13 protein-coding genes and 1 tRNA gene are annotated in these 18,613 nt (G+C 39.8%); 9 read left to right on the top strand and 5 right to left on the bottom strand.

Translation table 11 applies throughout. The features are described 5' to 3' along the window. The first annotated feature begins 465 nt into the window (after positions 1-465). The gene (locus M0221_RS02450) at positions 466-2,184 is read left to right on the top strand and encodes a proline--tRNA ligase (protein ID WP_483284264.1); all 1,719 of its coding nucleotides are present in this window, start codon (positions 466-468) and stop codon (positions 2,182-2,184) included. Positions 2,185-2,287: 103 nt separating this feature from the next. Here the strand turns inward: M0221_RS02450 and queF are convergent, their stop codons facing one another. The 4 genes from queF to M0221_RS02430 form a co-directional block, all read right to left on the bottom strand. Next, entirely contained in the window at positions 2,288-3,145 is an 858-nt protein-coding gene (gene queF, locus M0221_RS02445; protein ID WP_483284263.1) for an NADPH-dependent 7-cyano-7-deazaguanine reductase QueF, read from the bottom strand. 114 nt (positions 3,146-3,259) lie between these two features. After that, complete coding sequence (locus M0221_RS02440; RefSeq protein WP_011512829.1) at positions 3,260-4,033, bottom strand: ABC transporter permease; 774 nt, start codon at positions 4,031-4,033, stop codon at positions 3,260-3,262. Between the two features lie 179 nt (positions 4,034-4,212). Continuing rightward, positions 4,213-5,160 carry an ABC transporter ATP-binding protein gene (locus tag M0221_RS02435; RefSeq protein ID WP_483284262.1) on the bottom strand — a complete coding sequence of 316 codons (948 nt, stop codon included), beginning with the start codon at positions 5,158-5,160 and terminating at the stop codon, positions 4,213-4,215. A gap of 239 nt (positions 5,161-5,399) precedes the next feature. Then, on the bottom strand, positions 5,400-6,077 hold the full coding sequence (locus M0221_RS02430; RefSeq protein ID WP_149409929.1) for a c-type cytochrome: 678 nt from the start codon (positions 6,075-6,077) through the stop codon (positions 5,400-5,402). Between the two features lie 298 nt (positions 6,078-6,375). Between M0221_RS02430 and M0221_RS02425 the strand changes: the two genes are divergently transcribed. The 8 genes from M0221_RS02425 (at position 6,376) to M0221_RS02390 (ending at position 16,921) form a co-directional block, all read left to right on the top strand. Then, positions 6,376-6,452, top strand: a tRNA-Arg gene (locus M0221_RS02425). Between the two features lie 170 nt (positions 6,453-6,622). Next, positions 6,623-8,086, top strand: a complete 1,464-nt coding sequence (locus tag M0221_RS02420; protein ID WP_483284261.1) for a tyrosine-type recombinase/integrase — start codon at positions 6,623-6,625, stop codon at positions 8,084-8,086. Positions 8,087-8,274: 188 nt separating this feature from the next. After that, complete coding sequence (locus tag M0221_RS02415; RefSeq protein WP_483284260.1) at positions 8,275-9,231, top strand: hypothetical protein; 957 nt, start codon at positions 8,275-8,277, stop codon at positions 9,229-9,231. Between the two features lie 123 nt (positions 9,232-9,354). Next, complete coding sequence (locus M0221_RS02410; RefSeq protein ID WP_483284259.1) at positions 9,355-9,633, top strand: helix-turn-helix transcriptional regulator; 279 nt, start codon at positions 9,355-9,357, stop codon at positions 9,631-9,633. A gap of 3 nt (positions 9,634-9,636) precedes the next feature. After that, entirely contained in the window at positions 9,637-12,132 is a 2,496-nt protein-coding gene (locus M0221_RS02405; protein WP_483284258.1) for a DUF927 domain-containing protein, read from the top strand. Positions 12,133-12,761: 629 nt separating this feature from the next. Beyond that, entirely contained in the window at positions 12,762-14,597 is a 1,836-nt protein-coding gene (locus tag M0221_RS02400) for an AAA family ATPase (protein WP_483284257.1), read from the top strand. Next, positions 14,560-15,492, top strand: coding sequence for a sensor histidine kinase (locus M0221_RS02395; protein WP_483284256.1), 933 nt, complete (start codon positions 14,560-14,562; stop codon positions 15,490-15,492). The genes M0221_RS02400 and M0221_RS02395 overlap by 38 nt, the downstream gene beginning before the upstream one ends. Next, positions 15,485-16,921 carry a response regulator gene (locus M0221_RS02390; RefSeq protein ID WP_483284255.1) on the top strand — a complete coding sequence of 479 codons (1,437 nt, stop codon included), beginning with the start codon at positions 15,485-15,487 and terminating at the stop codon, positions 16,919-16,921. The genes M0221_RS02395 and M0221_RS02390 overlap by 8 nt, the downstream gene beginning before the upstream one ends. Positions 16,922-17,421: 500 nt before the next feature. On the opposite strand, the gene M0221_RS02385 is transcribed toward M0221_RS02390, so the two are convergent. Further along, on the bottom strand, positions 17,422-18,597 hold the full coding sequence (locus M0221_RS02385; RefSeq protein ID WP_483284254.1) for a hypothetical protein: 1,176 nt from the start codon (positions 18,595-18,597) through the stop codon (positions 17,422-17,424). Positions 18,598-18,613 lie beyond the last annotated feature (16 nt).

Here is an 18,613-nt window from a genome sequence, read left to right as displayed (position 1 = left end):
TACATAATTACCAATAATACCCTTTTCAAAAAACCCCTTTTTATTTGCTATAAATACATTTAGAACTGGTAAATAATCGAGTTATAGCTGTCTGATTCAACCCTTTAAGTAACCTTCGCTCTGAAAAAACAAAAAGTCATTGCGTCTTAGGCGAACTTTACCTAACATAGTCAGGTTGTATGCTTAAAACATCGGTATACAGGTATTTTTCGAGCTTTATGCTAAAGACAGCGCTCGATGAAGTCTGATATTTTTATACAAAATAATATGTTATATCCTTTTTTAAATGCTGTTTACGAACGCACTGCTCACTAGCGTACTGTCTGTTGTAGTACTTTCTAGCTAGGGCATGTCCTACACTATTACCAAGTAATAACAGGTCATCTTGCGTCGGCTATCAAACCACACGCTCAATATCCTACTATTTCTTATTTATTTTATCGTCGATAAGGTTCCGCTTTATTTATGAAAGCCAGTCAATTTTTATTTGCCACGCTAAAAGAAACACCCAGTGATGCAGATATCGCTTCAAGCCAATTAATGGTTAGAGCCGGTCTGATTCGCAAAATCGCTTCTGGATTATATATCTGGTTGCCAATGGGTTTGCGCGTATTGCAAAAAGTCGAGCGTATCGTTCGCGAAGAGATGCAAAATATCGGCGCTCAAGAAGTGCTTATGCCGATGACTCAGCCTGCTGAGCTTTGGCAGCTGACCGGACGTTTTAACGACTATGGTCCTGAGCTACTACGCTTTAAAGACCGTCATGACCGCGATTTTGTATTGGGACCGACTCACGAAGAAGTCATCACCAATCTTGCCCAAGGCGAGCTGCGCAGTTATAAGCAATTACCGATTACTTTCTTTCAAATTCAAAATAAGTTCCGTGATGAGATTCGTCCACGCTTTGGTGTGATGCGCGCACGCGAATTTACTATGAAAGATGCTTATTCGTTCCACGTTGACCAAGCATCACTGGCAAAGACGTATGATGAGATGTATGACGCTTATACGCGCATATTCACGCGCTTAGGTCTTGATTTCCGTGCGGTACAAGCCGACACTGGCTCAATCGGTGGTTTTGCCTCTCACGAGTTTCACGTCTTAGCAGACAGCGGCGAAGATGATATTGCTTTCTCTGATTCGTCTGAATATGCTGCCAATGTCGAGCTTGCAGAATCTGTGAGTACGGCAGAACGCCAGCCTGCGACGATGGCTCGCGAGAATATTGATACCGTCAATATGCCAACCTGTGAAGCCGTTGCTGAGCATTTAAATGTCCCACTTGCTACGACTGTCAAAACATTGATTGTGCAAGGTCATACGCCAGAAGGTGAGCCGCAGCTTATCGCTGTGGTATTACGCGGCGACCATACACTAAACACCATAAAAGCCGAAAAAATTGAAGAAGCCAATGTTCCTTTAATGATGGCAACGGAAGAAGAGCTAAAAGCCGCTGGTCTGCACAAAGGCTATATCGGCGTCGAGCTTGATATGCCAGTCTTTGTAGATCGTGCAGCAGCAGCATTGTCCGACTTTGTCTCTGGTGCCAATGAAATTAACAAGCACACGACGGGTATGAATTGGGAGCGTGACGCGCATATCACCCGTATTGTTGATATTCGCAATGTACACGAAGGCGATCCTTCTCCTGACGGTAAAGGTACGCTACAGATCAAACGCGGTATCGAAGTCGGTCATATATTCCAGTTGGGTGATAAATACTCGCAAGCGATGAACTGCACGGTATCAGGTGAAGATGGCAAGCCGGTCACTTTGATGATGGGTTGTTACGGTATTGGCGTCAGCCGTATTATCGCTGCTGCTATTGAGCAAAACAACGATGAAAACGGCATTATGTGGCCATCAACCCCAGATATTAGTGATTCTTTAGCACCTTTTGAAGTCGCTATCGTGCCAATGAAATCAAAAGAAGACACCGTTATGGAAACAGCAACGGCATTGTACGAGGAGCTAAAAGCTCTTGGTATCAATGTATTGCTTGATGACCGTAATGAGCGTCCAGGCGTGAAGTTTGCTGACCTTGAGCTGATTGGTATTCCGCATCGTATCGTAGTATCTGACCGTAACTTGGCAGAAGACAAGTACGAATACGTTAATCGCCGTGATAGTGAGAAGCAACTACTTAGCCGTGATGAAGTAGTTGCTAAAGTCAGCGGTAAATAGTGCAACGATAAAATTAGTACCATAAAAAGCGCCTATCTCATTATATGAGATAGGCGCTTTTTATTCTTAGAGATTTATTTAACAACCATTCACAATGCTTTTATTATTGACGAATCAAACGACTAGGCACAGGCAATAATGCAATATCGCTGACACGACAAGGATTGATATCAATGCCGCCACGGCGTGTATACCAAGCACGAACCATGAGCTCACTTGGCTCATAGTATTGACTCAAATCAGCAAATATCTGCTCGACACATTGCTCATGAAAGCCATTATGCTGACGGAAACTTAATATGTAACGCAGCATATTTGCGTTATTAATGGGCTTATTACTGGTTATCGAAACTGCCAATGTCCCCCAATCTGGCTGATTGGTCACCGGACAATTACTACGTAATAGATTAGAATAAAAGCTAAAAGCTTTACCCTCTATTATTTTAGCATCACTTGTATTATGTTCTAATAATGACGCATCAGGATGCAGCGTTAATGCTACTTTCTCAGTACTGTCCGCTAGTGCATCATCAATACAAATGCCATCAGGCTGAGCGATCAATAGCCCTGAATGCTCATCCTCTAAGTCAAACAATTCAACATTAACTTCAGCTTGTACGCATTTCGACAAATCTTTCGCTATCAGCGTTTGTACTGTTTCCCAACTACCAAATTCAGTAAAGTTGATACTATTTAGATAAAGCTTCAATGACTTTGATTCAACAATAAATGACGAGCTTGCCGGAATGCCAAAGCGTGCTATCGCAACCTGCGATATACCTTGCTCATTTAACCATGACAGCTCAAATGCCTGCCACCAATCGAAACCTACCTCTAGCTTATCATCCTGCCAACCAATGACCTCTCGCCCCATACTACGAGCAATCGGATATAACGTCTCTGGACTATACTCAGTTGGATAATCAGTGGTTTGTTCACCCAAGATACCGTGGATACTCATTGGTATTTCCTAATAGTAATGATTGAAATTAAATAATATTTAAAGTTTTAGTAAGATTATTAACCAGTTCAAGTGCTGGAACGGAATGAAAGATTTATATAAACCTTACTCTTCCTACAAACGTACACGCGAGCCGTCACTTAATAGTCGATAGGCAATGGTATAAAATATCGCACAAAAAGCAAAAATAGCGCCCATTGAATACCAGACATTGACGTCAGAATAGCCCAAAATCCCGTAGCGGAATGAGTTGACCATATAAACGATCGGGTTCAATAATGAGATATTTTGCCAAAATGGTGATAAGTTTTCCATCGAGTAAAATACCCCGCCAAGATAGGTCAGCGGCGTTAATACAAAACTTGGAATGATGGAGATATCATCAAAAGAGCGGGCAAATACAGCATTAATAAAGCCGCCCAATGAAAACAGAATAGAGGTGCCAAGGACAGTAAATATGGTCACAAATAAATGTTCAATACCCAAATCAGTAAAGAACAGCGCCACGATCGAGACAATGATACCAATCGCTAATCCGCGGAAAATACCACCGCTGATATAGCCCATCAAAATAGCATGTTTTGATACGGGCGAGACCAAAAGCTCCTCGATACTAGCGGTGAATTTGGCACTAAAAAAGCTTGAGACCACATTAGAATAGCTGTTAGTGATGATTGCCATCATAATCAAACCAGGCACGATAAACTGCATATACGGCACACCGCCCATCTCACCCACACGTGGTCCAATCATCTTACCAAAGATGACAAAATACAGGCTCATGGTAATGACTGGCGGCAATAACGTCTGCGGCCAAATACGTAGAATCCGGCGCACTTCTTTGACCAAAATAGTGCGAAATGCAATCCAGCGTTGTGCAAAGTTCATGCGGTATCTCTCCTAAGCGCCTATGCTTGCTAGAGTAAATAGTCTCTAGTGCAAACAGAGTTGCCTATCTGATTATTCTATTTAATATACATGTTGAATGAAGACTTATTAATACGGTCTTATTATTCATAAAAATTCGTTATAAAGCCCAACTTTCAAAGGTAGCTAATGCTAAAGAGCTACGAGCTTAAAGGCTCATGTAGGCTTTTATCTACCAGACGCATAAACAGCTCTTCTAAACGGTTGGCTTTATTACGCATACTCGCAACCGTAATACCTTGCTCAGACAATTGAGTAAAGACACCATTTAACGACTCACCTTCTGTCAATGTTACCTCAATCGTCAAATCATCCGGCTGCACGACATCCGTCACACCAGCTAATACTATTTGATGTGTTAACGGAGTCGCCACATCAAAGACAAAAGTCTCAACCGATAACTGCGCAAGCAAGTCTTTCATTTCAGTATTAATACGAATTTCACCGTGATCCAAAATCGCGATACGCTTACACAGCTGCTCAGCTTCTTCAAGATAATGCGTAGTTAGAATAATGGTGGTGTTTTCTTCAATGTTAATCTGCTCCATAAACTCCCACATTGAGCGGCGTAGCTCAATATCTACACCAGCAGTCGGTTCATCTAATATCAATAGACGTGGCTTATGTATGAGCGCCCGTGCAATCATCAATCGACGCTTCATACCACCTGAGAGCTCACGCGATTTGCTGTCACGTTTTTCCCAAAGTCCCAAAGCTTTGAGCAACTTCTCTGCACGCGGTTTTGCTTCTTTTGCTGCAATGCCAAAATAGCCTGCTTGAGTAATAAGAATGTCTTCAACTTTTTCAAACTGATTAAAGTTAAACTCTTGCGGTACTACGCCCAAAAATTGCTTGGCTTTTGAGGGATCAGATAACAAGTCCGTACCAAAAATATGGACACTACCCGCTGTTGGCTTAAAGAGCGAGCTGATGATACCAATCATTGTTGACTTACCAGCACCATTTGGTCCCAGTAACGCAAAAAATCCCCCTTGCGGAACCGTAAGACTGACATCTTTTAATGCCGAAAATCCGTTGCTATAAGTTTTGGATAAATTCTGAATCGATAGTGCTGGTACTTCAGACATGAATACCTCTTTATGAATGATTAATCTAAAAAATGCTGTATCAGCATGCCAATTCTTATAATCGTTGCTGTCGTGTATTAATGTGAGGCTGAAGGGAAGCTATTTCAACGGTGGAATATCATAACGACGACATGAGTCCTATCAATCATACATAAAAAAGCACCTACCTCACTATGAGATAGGTGCTTTTTATTTATTGCCTTTTAAAGTGCGATATTAAAGCACCTTAGCAATAAAAACTAGCTGGCTTCACCAACCATATAATCAACGGCATTTTGCACTTCTTCATCAGGAATATCTGCGCCGCCTTTGGCAGGCATAGCATTGAAACCATTGATAGCATGGGTATATAGGGTATCTTTACCTTTTGCTATACGAGGTCCCCAAGCACCCGCATCACCTAACTTAGGAGAGCCGAGCAGCCCTGACGCATGACAAGTTTGGCATACTGCGTTATAGACTGCTTTACCATCACGAGGACCATCGCCTGCAGCTGGACCAGCAGAACGAGCCGTCACGTCACAAACTTCATCTTCTTCAAAACATATTTTGGCAACAGGCTGAATACGAGCAATCAGGTTCGGATATAACGCAATCAATTTTTGTACTTGCGGCGTATCTTGTGGAATTGGCTCTTCAACAGCAGCTGGTGCGGCTGCCGCAGTTGCCTCGGCTGGTGCATCTGTTGCTGTCGCGTCTGTTTGTGCAGTTGCATCAGCAGAAGCAGCGCCATCCGTGGTGTCAGCCGCCGCTTGAGGCTCATCACCTAGCTTTTGAGGGGCATTTTCGACAACCTCTTTGCCTTCTGCAACAGCAGATATAGTAACGGGTGTATCTATAGCACTTTCAGCTTGGCTCACAGCGATACTAGCGATTCCTAGAATGGCAGCTGCCGATAACATAACTACTTTTCTCATTCGTCACGTTCTCTTATTACGTATACAAGGGTCAGCATGACTTAGACATTCTGTCTGTCCTCCTTTGACAACAAACCGTTGTCAATAGCAAACAGCCATCCCGCATGCGAGCGCACTTGTAATCGGTGATTATAAATATGGATTCTCCCTGACATTATAAGGGAAAAGACGGGTAGATTGCCATGCCTGTTTGCGGACTATGCTGTTTTTTCTTAAAAAACCTTAATAGCGGGCTTCATTCATTGGCTTTATGACTTTTATTTGTTAGACTAAGCGGTCTTTATTTCTAGGCACTTTTGCGCTCGTAGCTCAGTTGGATAGAGTATCGGTCTCCGAAGCCGAGGGTCGTGGGTTCGATTCCCGCCGAGCGCACCAATCATCGTATTACCCCCTTACCTAGCATTACCTCAAACCTCTAAAACCCTTATATACCAAAGTATTACGTCTTTCAACATAACTTGCCATTACCTATTAGCACCTATAGAATGTTGTACATCCTGTTGTACATACACAACATTTTTTATAGCTAGCTTTCGGGTGTGATAATGAATGAGCGTAAAAACTATTTACTAACTGACAATGGCGTGAAGGCAATCGCTAAGCAGTCAGCACCTGCCAAACGCACAAGGTATAGTGATGGAGACAGTCTTTATTTAATTCATGACCCTAAAGGTTCACTTTATTGGGTCATGGCTTATCGCCATCAGTCCGATAAAGATATTCAACCCAAACAAAAAACTCATCATATTGGTACTTATAAATTATCTAAACAGATAATTGACGCATCATTCAAACCTGAAGTAACACTCAAGCAAGCTCGTATCGAACGCGATAAAGCAAAATTATTACTTGCTGACGGTATCGACCCTAACGACTATAAAAACAGACATAAAAACAGCTACGAACAAAGAGATTTATTCAAAGTTATAGCTGAAAGCTATATGTCAGAGAAATCAAAAACTACATCGAAGAATGTGCAAAAGCTTCAAGGGTTTTTGGATAATCATATTTTAGAGCATATAGGTAAATATCCTATTGGTGCGATCACAGCACAAGATATTATTAAGACAGGACTTGCTATTCAAATCAGCTTCGAGCAACAAGGCAAACATACGTCAGAAACGGCGCATAAATCCATGGGACTTATCAGCTCGATATTTGACTATGCTATCAATACGCTAGGCTATGACATCGTAAACATTGCCAGCGGACGTAACAAGGCGCTAAGACCACACAAAGCCGAACGCATGAAAGCCGTTGATCAGCACCAATTTCCCGAGCTTCTACGTAATATCGACAGCTATGTAGAGAACTATCCAAACGGTCATCAGCAGACTGTCGCAGGCTTGCAACTGATGACACTCTGCTTTGTTAGAACTAAAGAATTAAGGTTTTTTGAATGGTCAGAAATTGATTACCATAAAAGCGTTTGGCGCGTGCCAGCTCATAAAATGAAAATGCGTCAAGATCATATTATCCCGCTGTCATCGCAAGCAATGGCAATTATTGAAAGTTTGAGACCACTGACTGAGCGGACGGGTTATGTTTTCTATAACTTCGAGTCTAATAAGCCCTATAGTGAAGCGTGGTTTAATCAGGCATTAAAGCGCATGGGCTATACGGGTGACCCCTACCCTAAAATGACAGGGCATGGCTTTAGACAGCTGGCTAGTACGGGGCTATATGAGCTGCAATTTAATGACAACTTGATAGAGATACAGTTAGCGCACCTTGAGCAATCTAGTGTAAAAAAGCGTTATGATTTATCGGCTCATTTAGCAGAACGTCAAATGATGATGAATAAATGGGCAAACCATCTTGATGACTTGCGTGCGGGCAAAGCGGTTAGTTTTGATCTTCTAACACCTGATGAATTATCCAAAGAAATGAGTAATAGAAATAAGCAAGTGACTGATATAGTGCTGCATGATAAAGACATTTTGTTAAAGAGCTTAAGAGCGCAAGGTATATCGCAAGAGGTACTGACCAAACTTGCAGAGCAGCTTTAACAACAATATTTAACAACACTGCTTTACTTATTATCGTCAGCATTCGGCTGGCAAGCCAAACCTGATAGCGTAAATCGCTGTCATAACCGATTGCAAGGCTAGGATTAATTACCCGAACGACAGCACCCGCACCCTTATGTTGTCAGCGCCTTGTTCCTATTTTATTTAAGGGTGTAAGGGTGCTATAAATGTTAGTTCTTGAGAAAGAATTTTTAAGTTTGGAAGAGGTTAGTCTGTATTTTAACGAAAACGGGTTTAACTTTGATCTAATAGTAGAAAGTGACTATTGGCAAGTTAGTGAGATAGTCAGTGATCTAGTTAAGGAAAATAGATTAAGAGTAGTCATCTATTATGACGGACAAGGGCGACTCAACCCCCTCAAAAAACTTTCGCATGACAATAATCAAGGCAACGAAGTAAAAACGGCCAATATACAGGGATACTTTCAATCAAAATCTCTAATTAAGTCTTTTGGAAATAGTGCAGGTATAAGTAAGGACTTCTCTTACGAAGCTTTCAAAATATTTGAACTTCCATCTATTTACAAATTCGATCCAACGGCATTCACGTACTTCTTATTAGACAATGAGAAAGTACATAGTAGAGATCTAAGATTTGTTAAAGCTGATTTAGATATATTTTTCAATAACCAACCTCACAAAGTAGAGAAGGAATTACAAGCTAGATTAGAACTTGCAAGAAATTCATTTCGAAAGCAGCAAGATGAAATCACTTCTTTAAAAACTCAACTTAACAATGCATTAGATATCATCGAGAAAAACAATAAGGTAGATTGTTCATTAGAGAACTTCACTGTTACTGATAAAGAACTACAGTCATATGATTGGCAGAAAATGAACCCGTACACCTATCCTCCAGAACTTCATTTAGCCATGATGATATGGGAAAAAAGTTATATCTTAAATGAGATAGAAAACCGACACATAACGGACCACTCTCAGCGATTTGATATAATTGCTGAAAAAATAGGTTTAGATAAAGATGTTCATGGCGGAGCATTGATCAGTAGATTAAGTAAAATAACCAATCCTCAAATTAACAAACAGAAAGGGGATATCGAAAAATTAAAAGTCATTAAAGATTTAAATATAAAGGACTTAGGCGACGGTAACCCCCAAGGGTAACCCATGACCGTCACCCATTGTTTAAAGGGTTACCCTTTGCAGTAACCCCACTACCACCACTTAATATCACTTCATAGCAGGGCATTACCGCCCATTCCTTTAACCGCTATGGAGTAAATTATTATGGCCTTAGTCGATCAATATCTAAGAATGGCAGACCTTGCCAACCAGCCAGCGCGAACCACTAAGACCTACATTACAAAGTCAGGTCAAAAGCGCACCGTCACCGCCAAAGCTGCCACACGCGGCATCACTGGCTTTAGTATTAAGCACATCTACCATCTAATGAATGAAGGTAAATTTCCAAAATGCGTCAAAATTGGACGTGCCAGCTTATGGCGTTTGTCTGATATTAATCAATGGTTAGAAAGTCATAACACTACTAACAGTAGCGAGGTATAAGCTATGACTACCTCAAAACAAACCAACAGCCAAGAAAAAGCCCGTGGTGTGAACACGGGCACTGAAAATATCTTGCAAGGCTATAAACCGGCCACAAAGGAACAGCTGGTAGGCGATCCCTTTTTAAACAAGCTCTATGACATTCTAGAACCTGAACGGCTGCTATCCGTTACAGACAATACTACTATATATCATGGTGATGAGGTTGGCAAAACTGAACCCACCGCTGGCACGATTACCTTATCAATCACTGACAAACAAGGGCAAACCGTCGGTGCGATATTCTTTAAACCAAACAGTAAAGACAAACCTATTGTTATTGACCCGACAGGTTACGGTGCCATTGTTATGGGTAGCACTGATCCAAACAGTGAGGTTATTGCCTTTGACAATATCACTGACATGCTTGATGCCTATATCGCGGCCATCGGTCATGATAAGACACTGATCGCCAGCACCAGTAAGCAAAAGCAGATATTCAAGCAGACCATACAGCACTGGAGCAGCACGCGCCGCGTTGTTGTACCTATGACGCTTGATGATAAAGGCAAAAAAGCACTACTGGCAGGCTTGAAGGCGCAGGCACTGATTACCACGGCCGATATAGTCACGATGCTACAAGCAAATGAAAGCTATGAGTACATCAAAGAGCAGGCAGACATTATTGAGCTTGCCGACACTGCACACTACCCTGAATGGCGTAAGGATAGAGCACCGCAGCTGAATGAGCCGATGATTTGTGCTGATGGATGTTTTGAGCTATACCATGATGGACTGTTTTTTGTGAAGTACGATAAGAGCGACCCTAGCAATATTCTATATAAACAAAAAATGTTTGTTTGTTCTCCGATTGAGGTTATCGCCAAAACAAGAGACGCGAGCAGCGGTACATGGGGGCGGTTATTACAATGGTGTGATGATGATGGTGTACTACATCAATGGTCAATGCCATTAGATTTACTACAGGGTGATACACGTGAGTATCGCCGTGAGCTTGCTAGGCAAGGACTGAGTATTACTACCAACAACAGACAGCGTAGCTACTTAGATACTTATATTCAAGGTTACCTGATTCAAAAACGGGCATTATGTGTGGATAAGCTGGGTTGGCATGATAAACAATATGTATTACCTGATAGAACAATAGGTGATGATGGTAAGCAGCTAATTGTTTATCAATCTGCCCGTACGATCAATAACACCATATCCCAGAAAGGCACATTAGCCCAGTGGCGTAACCAATTATCCAAACCACTAGCAGAACAAAGCCGTTTTGCTTTCTCTATTTGCTGTTCGTTTGGCGGTCAGTTACTCGAGCTGTTAGATGAAGATGGCGGTGGTTTTCATATTATGGGTTCATCAAGTATGGGTAAGTCTCTATCCCTTAAAGTAGCGGCCAGCGTATGGGGCAACCCTAGCAAGTATGTCAAGACATGGCGCAGCACGGATAATGCTTTTGAAGGAACAGCAAGCGAGCATAACGACAGCTTTTTACCTCTTGATGAGATCAGTGAATGCGACCCTAAAATAATAGGTAAGGCTGTTTATATGTTGGCTAATGGACAAGGTAAAGCACGCAGTAACCTTGGCTTAAATAATCACACCGCAAAGACATGGCGCACTATATTTTTATCCAATGGTGAAGAATCGCTACAAAAATTCATGGCACAAGCAGGACAAAAGACCAATGCAGGCTTAGAGATTCGAGTAGCGCATATAGATGCTGATGCTGGTAAAGGCTACAAAACGTTTGATAGTCTGGTACTGGCAAAAACCGGTGCAGCGCAGGCAGATAAAATTAAAGAGTTGTCTCATGCTTACTATGGTGCAGCTGGCATAGCGTGGCTAGAACATATCACCACTGATAAAGCCGCGACCACAGCCATTGCTAAGCAGTTTGTTGATGATTTTATTAATCAATGTAGCAACCTATCACCGCAAGCCTACAGAGTGGCTAGAAGATTCGCTATTATGGCAGCGGCAGGAGAGATGGCAACGATGGCTGGCATTACAGGCTGGCAAGCCGGTCAAGCCATAGCAGCTGCTATGACCTGTCTAAATAACTGGCTTGATAATTATGGACGTGACGGTGAACATGAAGAGCGCCAAATCATCAAACATATTCAAGCGTTTATTGAACAGCATGGGTCAAGTCGTTTTGAACCACGCCATAGTCACCGATGCCCAGACTTTGAGCCTAGAACCTCTAACCGTGTGGGCTATCGCAATACTAATACAGGGGATTACTATTTCTTAATGAATACCTTTGAGATGGAAATTTGCCTACCTTTTAATACTAAAAAAGTCTTACAGGTATTAGACGATGCAGGGCTTTTGATGCGTAATCAAGGTGACCGCAAAGCATACAAGGCACCAAAGACACTTTTTATAGAACGCGATCCATTCTATGCAGTTAAATCTCACATATTAAGTTATGAAACCGATAAAAGCATGGGACATACGGGACTAGCGGGACAGGCCTTTCACAGCAAGAGCTAAACACTGTCCCGCACCCTAAAACATTACTGGGACATACGGGATGGAAAACAACAATTTGCTAACTCTGTCCCGTTGGTCTCAAAAAATGAAAATGGGTTGGGACAGCTCAAAACTAGTAAGCACGGGGCTGTCCCGTTGTCCCAACTATCCCAAGCAAAAAAACTAAGGTACAGAAAAATATTAAGAGGCAGGCGTGTATCGTCTGCCTTTTCTCTTAATGCCAATATATTTATCAGCATACGAACTTATCAAATTTATTGAGAATTGAACCCTAATCCAACTTTGGATTAGCATTACTAACGGTAATCCTCCCAAGAATAAGACACTTATCCAATAGAATTAAGCTGCTTGATTTAGGCTCGCTTCACTCCTGATTTAAAGGTTGGTAATCTGGAGAAACAAAAGACAATGCACGACTCCATTCACAAACTGAACTATTATCATTGATTAACGATGTTCTCTCTGAGTTCTAGAATTAGATTTCCTTACAGATAATGATTTATCTGATAAGATCGCTTTAAAGCTTATTTTATCGATACCCTAGGTAAATATTTTCTAGCGTCAATTTGTCCACAATAAGGCAGTGCAGTTATAGCCTTTATCATGATTAGTAAGAGGTAAAGTATTCTATGAAAAATTTTTTTATTGAAAGGGTACAAATTGAGGGTGGCTTTCTTGATGGGTTAGATACTAGTCTAAAAAACGGTTTAAATGCAATAATCGGTGCACGAGGTACTGGTAAATCAACATTTATTGAATTGATAAGATACTGCTTAGGTATAAAAGGACACACAACTGACTCTCAGGCAAAGGCAGTTGGGCATGCGAGATCCGTGTTAAAAGATGGGCAAATAATAGTAACCCTTTCTGACGGTGTAGAAAGCATTATATATTCTAGAACCGCTGAAGGTGAAACAACCCCTCCGATATACAACACACCTAAACTCCCACTAATATTTTCCCAAACAGAAATTGAAAATATAGGGCTAGTTTCAAGTGGAAGACTTAAAATTATTGATGGATTTGTGGACGGTCTAAGTGATTTAAAGTCTCAAGAATTGTCTGCTATCACGTTAATTGAATCATATTCATCAGAAATGCTATCTTTGACATATATGATCAATGACTCTGAAGATAAACTACTGCAACTGCCACCTTTAAAACAACAGCTTAAAATTTTGGAGTTGGAGGAACAAAAGATTTCGGAAGTATCTAAACAAGCGGCTCAGAAGTCAGTGCAATTGAAAAAGCTAGAAAAAGACTATTTTGAACACTCTGCCATAGTGAGCTACATAAACGAATATTTAACATCTCAAGTGGAATGGAAGTTAGAACTAAATAATAGCCTCAATGAAGCAAAAAAGACTAGCAATTGGCATTATTCTTCCGAAGACCCTTTGCTTGAAGTTATAAATTTAAAACACGAAGCAATTAAAAAAGTTGAAGAAGCGTTACTAAAAATACAAATAGCAGAGAAAAAAGCTGTTGAGAAGATTACTACGAGTCAAAGCTCTATCAACTCCATAACTCATCAAGGTCAACTCTTAAGAGGTGAAATAGATAAACTACAAAAAGGCTCTGGTGAGATATCAAGAAAATGCCAAAAACTAAGGAACGAAATATCACAATTAGAAGCTGTAGCATTAAGCACTACAGAAAAAAATCAGCAAATCGATAGTGTTAGGAAAGAGCGAAACAAGGCTTTGATACAGCTAGAGCTAGTCCGAACAAAGCGCTCTCAGAAACGTTCTATCATATGTTCTGGATTATCTTCAGTTCTACAGCCTAAGATTAGAGTTTCAATAGAAGAAGCAAGTCAACTTGAAGATTACCAGCAAGAACTAATCAATGCATTGAAGGGAAGTGGTATTCAATATAATGAGCTTGCACCTATTATAGCTGAGACAATTCCACCGAGAGCTTTGCTTGATATTATAGACAATAATGATGCTGATGAATTTATTTCGCTGGTACCTATATCAAAAGAGAGAGCTTTCAAAATTATAAGTAGTTTAAAGTTATCAGTTGATAAAATTGCAACAGTCTTATTAGAAGACGAAATAAAATTTGAATTATTAGACGGTTGTGATTTTAAGGATTTTAGTGAACTTTCCACAGGTCAGCGATGTACTGTTATTCTTCCTTTAGTTTTAGAACATAAAGATACTATTTTGATTGTGGATCAACCAGAAGATCATATTGACAATGCTTTTATAGTGGAAACCTTAATATCTGCAATTGTTCGAAGGTCAGGCCAAGGGCAGGTTATTGTTACTACCCATAATGCAAATATTCCAGTATTAGGAAATGCAGCGGAAGTTATACATCTAAACTCCGATGGAACGAGAGGATATATTGTAGCTGAAGGTACATTGGACAACCCTGAAATAATTGAAGCTATATCTACAGTTATGGAAGGTGGTAGAGATGCATTTAGAAGAAGAGCTTCATTTTATGAACAGTAATTACGAAGAAGCTTTAGCTGCCTTATCATCCCTAACGGCAATAGATCGTTTTAATGCTGCTAGGTATTTTATTAAAAATAGTGATAGTAGGGCTACTGAGCAGCTCATGATACAAAGAAGAATCGAAAAAGTCAGACACGTAAAAATGGCTTTGGACAAAGCTTTGAATAATATCAATAAATTAGAGACAAATCAGTTATTAACTATAGACCTTCAAGTTGATGAGGCGACTGATATAGAAAGAAAAAGGTATTTAAAAGCGGAAGCAGTCGATGAGTTCTCAGGAATTATTTTACATGAATTAGCCCCAAAACTTGGCATGCTTGAAGCTATTTTAAGTACAGAGTTTCACTCTTTTGATTCAAGTCGGTCTAAAAAGTGTATCGGTAACTTAATGCAAGTTTTCAATGCGATTGAACAACTTAGAATTTCTGCTAGTGCACCTGATAGCAAGGAAGTTGATTTAGCACAGTTAATAAAGGACATTTTAGCAGAGGAGGTTAAGGGAACTATAAGAGTCAACTTAGAAGGTAGTCAACCCTATATTATAAAAACGGACCCTGCTCTGCTCAGTCTTGCTATTTCTAACGGAATTAGGAATAGCAGTGAATCAATTAAAACCCTAACTAACATGAATGATGATAAAAGTATCACGATATCTTGGGGAGGGAATGATCAAGAGTTCTGGGTGTCTATCATCGATGAAGGAATCGGAGTTCGAGGCAACCCCAATGAAGCATTCACTATTGGGAACACAAATAAAACAGGCCATACAGGATTTGGAATGGGCATTATGATGCAAGCAATAGACAACCTAGGTGGAACTGTAGAGCTATCCAATATTGAGTCAGGCGGTGCGAAACTAATTTTAAGATGGGGAAATTTTAATGTCTAATCATAATTTTAGAGTCTTAGTAGTAGAGGATGAAGTTGATATTTCTGACTATATAATAAATATTTTTACGAAAATAGATGATCGAGTTGAAATCACTATTGCAGGAAGTCGAGATCAAGCTTTTAATTTTTTAGATGATTCGAACCAATTTTTTGACTTTATTACTCTGGATCTCAAGATCCCAATTGAAAATGATAGCTTTGAAAAATCACCCACACATGGTTTAGCAGTTTTAGGTCGATGTAGACTTAAGGCGCAAGGCACTCCTCTACTCGTTTTTACAGGAACAAGTACTGTAGATATGATAGCTAAATTTTTAGCCTCTTCTCATAATTTAGATGTTTGGGCTGAAGGAAGATCGCGATCAACTATCGATCATCTAACTAAAACAAACATGGGTGAGTTTAGAGAAAAAGTAACTGGAATAGTTAACGCTGTATTAAATCTCTCTGAGATCGAGTTAAATACTTGTTCTGGTTCCTTACCAATCGAGCACGACAGATTAATTCGAGTTTTTAGTAAAAATCAAGGAGGGAGTCGTGCTAAAGTCACTAAAATTGGAGGCGGTCTTTCTAGTGCAAAAGTCTATTTGGTACACGTAACGAATGAGACAGGAGCTATCGTTCATAGTGCCATTGCGAAATGTGGGCCAATGAAAGATATTAGTGAAGATGCAGAAAATTATGATAGTAAAATAAATAGGTTAAGGCCTGAAGTTACTCCAAGAAAACTTCAGCATATAGAATTCTCCGCCATGTCAAATTCAGGCGTTTTTTATGGTCTTGCAACAGGCTACGATCGTTCTTTTTTCAAGTCTGTAGAAGAAGGTGTAATTACCTCAACAATTAGACAGTGTGTATCTGGCATGTTGGATAGATGGCATGATACTTCTTCAGAACAGCGTATCAGTATCAAAACTATTAGACAAAACTTAGTTAGTGATGAAACAAGTGAGCTTTTGAAAGAACAATATGGACTTGATTGGGCAAACAAATTTGAGGACAACAAGGTTCAAGCAAATATAGGCTGCTTTCATAGGGACTTACATGGTGAGAATATTCTTATCGACATAGCTAGTAACCGCGCAACTTTGATTGATTACGGTGATGTTTCAGAAGGCCCAATCACTATAGATCCCATAACACTAGAGTGTAGTTTCTTATTTCACCCAGCAACAACTAAATATGGTTGGCCTACTAAAACGGACATTGAAAACTGGGAAAATCTGAACAAATATATTGAAAATTGCCCAATAGCTGAAGATATTCGCTTCTGTAGAGAATGGGCTAAGAATATAGGAACAGGTCCCCGAGAACTTGCTGCATGTTTATATTCATATTCTTTAAAGCAGTTAAAATATACAGACACTAACAAAGAAACTGCTTTGAATTTGTTGCAGGCTTCCAGAAGAATTTACAATCAATCTTAAATGGCTTTTGTAAGAGTAATAGGTCCCTTACCCTATTTAGGGTTCTAATAAATTCTGCACATAGTAAACCGAATTAAAGGGTGACCGATCGCAGAGACATTTCACTAGCTTAATATAAAAAAACGTATACACCATATACATAGTTTGTACGTTTAACTTATTTCATAAAAACCTTGTTATCAAAGTGATTCCACTCACTCGAGTGGATATATATGTTTTTATAAAAAACTAAATTATTTGTATATTTTTTGATCAAAACTCTAAGATAGCTGGGAGATTCAATCAATTTAAAACGTTACTCTATTAATCATAGTCAGTAAGCAACTGGCTATGAAAACTAAATCTTTAATGGAGTAATGAATATGAAAGTGTATATGAATAATGCTGGTCAAGGTGCAGGCTGGCCAAGTCAAACAGGTAATGCCTCAGGTGGTGGTCGCGATAATAATCCACCCAAGGGCCAATAAATCACTCTTAGTTACTTTTTAGTTTTTTTATGCTCAAGCCGTACGTTCATTACGTGTGGCTTTTTTTAGGTAGTCTGGCCATTCAATACGGTCATTTTTTATATTTTCACTGACCTTTGATTCGTAGTAAACTATTATGGATTCCCATAAACTATGATAATCATCATAGAAGATACAGCTATCGCTATCAGACTTCTCATACAGGGTTTGAAAAAAAGCATAGACTAACCAGATTAATCCAACAAAGTTATGATCAAATCCTTCTAAAGCCTCAATATCAGCGTTTTTTACATACTTGACCATATTATTTCGGCGAAGATGAAGGACTTTATGAGACTCATCATCTGTTCTATCCTCAATACCTAACAGCCAATATAAATCCATTAAAGTAATCCACTTACCTTCACTTGTTCGGCGAATATAGTATTCACGCCTTCCTTCTGGGTCATTAATAGCAGGCCATTTGATCTCGCTGCTTATACCTCTTGTACTTTTGGGCATCTCCTCATACTGCTGGAAATACAGCCAAGTTTGCGACCACTGTAAAAAAGTACGAGACGTACGGGTAAACAGACTACCTTTTTTGCCTAATGAAATAAATTTATTCGTTTTTGAATCATACTGTAATTTATTTGGATCTTGCTTTTTTTGAAACAGATATCCTAGACTGATAGGCTTGACTGATGATGAACATTCGTGATGGTGAAAGTAAGCGTCAAGATGCGCTACAAAACTCAGCAGTAAATGCATATAAAAATTTTCTGCATTCATCCCTACATGAAGATCATCAGTTTCATAACCGAACTCGCAGTATAAATAGTCTTTGAATTGCTTAATAACTGACTTAGACAGCTTGACACTGGCACAAGCATCAATGATCTCTGTATGTTCATACAACTTGCTATCAGGCGCTACACCCATAATTCGTAGTAACGCCTGATAGGGTTCCGCTGACATCTCACTTTGTTCAAGATTAATATCTTGTGCATTAATATACGTATCGAGTGACGCAAATATTGAATCGTTTAATATTTCGGCTATTTGAAACGGATGTTTATTATGATTCTTAGATAAACCTGTGGTCAGTTGTTTTAGTAATTTGTTAGGTTCAGCTCCCATCTGTGTGATGAAATAAGTCGGCAGCATGTTGAAAATATAGCGCTGCTTTTCATCTTCAGTATCACAAAGGTTAATATTTTTATCTGTCATGCTGTTTAACTCTTAC

This window comes from Psychrobacter sp. ANT206 (assembly GCF_056880555.1).
This window is presented reverse-complemented; position numbering and strand designations above follow the sequence as displayed.

Excerpts from the sequence above, each read along its gene's own strand:
- M0221_RS02450 (WP_483284264.1), top strand. The coding sequence starts at position 466 with ATGAAAGCCAGTCAATTTTTATTTGCCACGCTAAAAGAAACACCCAGT.
- queF (WP_483284263.1), bottom strand. The coding sequence starts at position 3,145 with ATGAGTATCCACGGTATCTTGGGTGAACAAACCACTGATTATCCAACT.
- M0221_RS02440 (WP_011512829.1), bottom strand. The coding sequence starts at position 4,033 with ATGAACTTTGCACAACGCTGGATTGCATTTCGCACTATTTTGGTCAAA.
- M0221_RS02435 (WP_483284262.1), bottom strand. The coding sequence starts at position 5,160 with ATGTCTGAAGTACCAGCACTATCGATTCAGAATTTATCCAAAACTTAT.
- M0221_RS02430 (WP_149409929.1), bottom strand. The coding sequence starts at position 6,077 with ATGAGAAAAGTAGTTATGTTATCGGCAGCTGCCATTCTAGGAATCGCT.
- M0221_RS02420 (WP_483284261.1), top strand. The coding sequence starts at position 6,623 with ATGAATGAGCGTAAAAACTATTTACTAACTGACAATGGCGTGAAGGCA.
- M0221_RS02415 (WP_483284260.1), top strand. The coding sequence starts at position 8,275 with ATGTTAGTTCTTGAGAAAGAATTTTTAAGTTTGGAAGAGGTTAGTCTG.
- M0221_RS02410 (WP_483284259.1), top strand. The coding sequence starts at position 9,355 with ATGGCCTTAGTCGATCAATATCTAAGAATGGCAGACCTTGCCAACCAG.
- M0221_RS02405 (WP_483284258.1), top strand. The coding sequence starts at position 9,637 with ATGACTACCTCAAAACAAACCAACAGCCAAGAAAAAGCCCGTGGTGTG.
- M0221_RS02400 (WP_483284257.1), top strand. The coding sequence starts at position 12,762 with ATGAAAAATTTTTTTATTGAAAGGGTACAAATTGAGGGTGGCTTTCTT.
- M0221_RS02395 (WP_483284256.1), top strand. The coding sequence starts at position 14,560 with ATGCATTTAGAAGAAGAGCTTCATTTTATGAACAGTAATTACGAAGAA.
- M0221_RS02390 (WP_483284255.1), top strand. The coding sequence starts at position 15,485 with ATGTCTAATCATAATTTTAGAGTCTTAGTAGTAGAGGATGAAGTTGAT.
- M0221_RS02385 (WP_483284254.1), bottom strand. The coding sequence starts at position 18,597 with ATGACAGATAAAAATATTAACCTTTGTGATACTGAAGATGAAAAGCAG.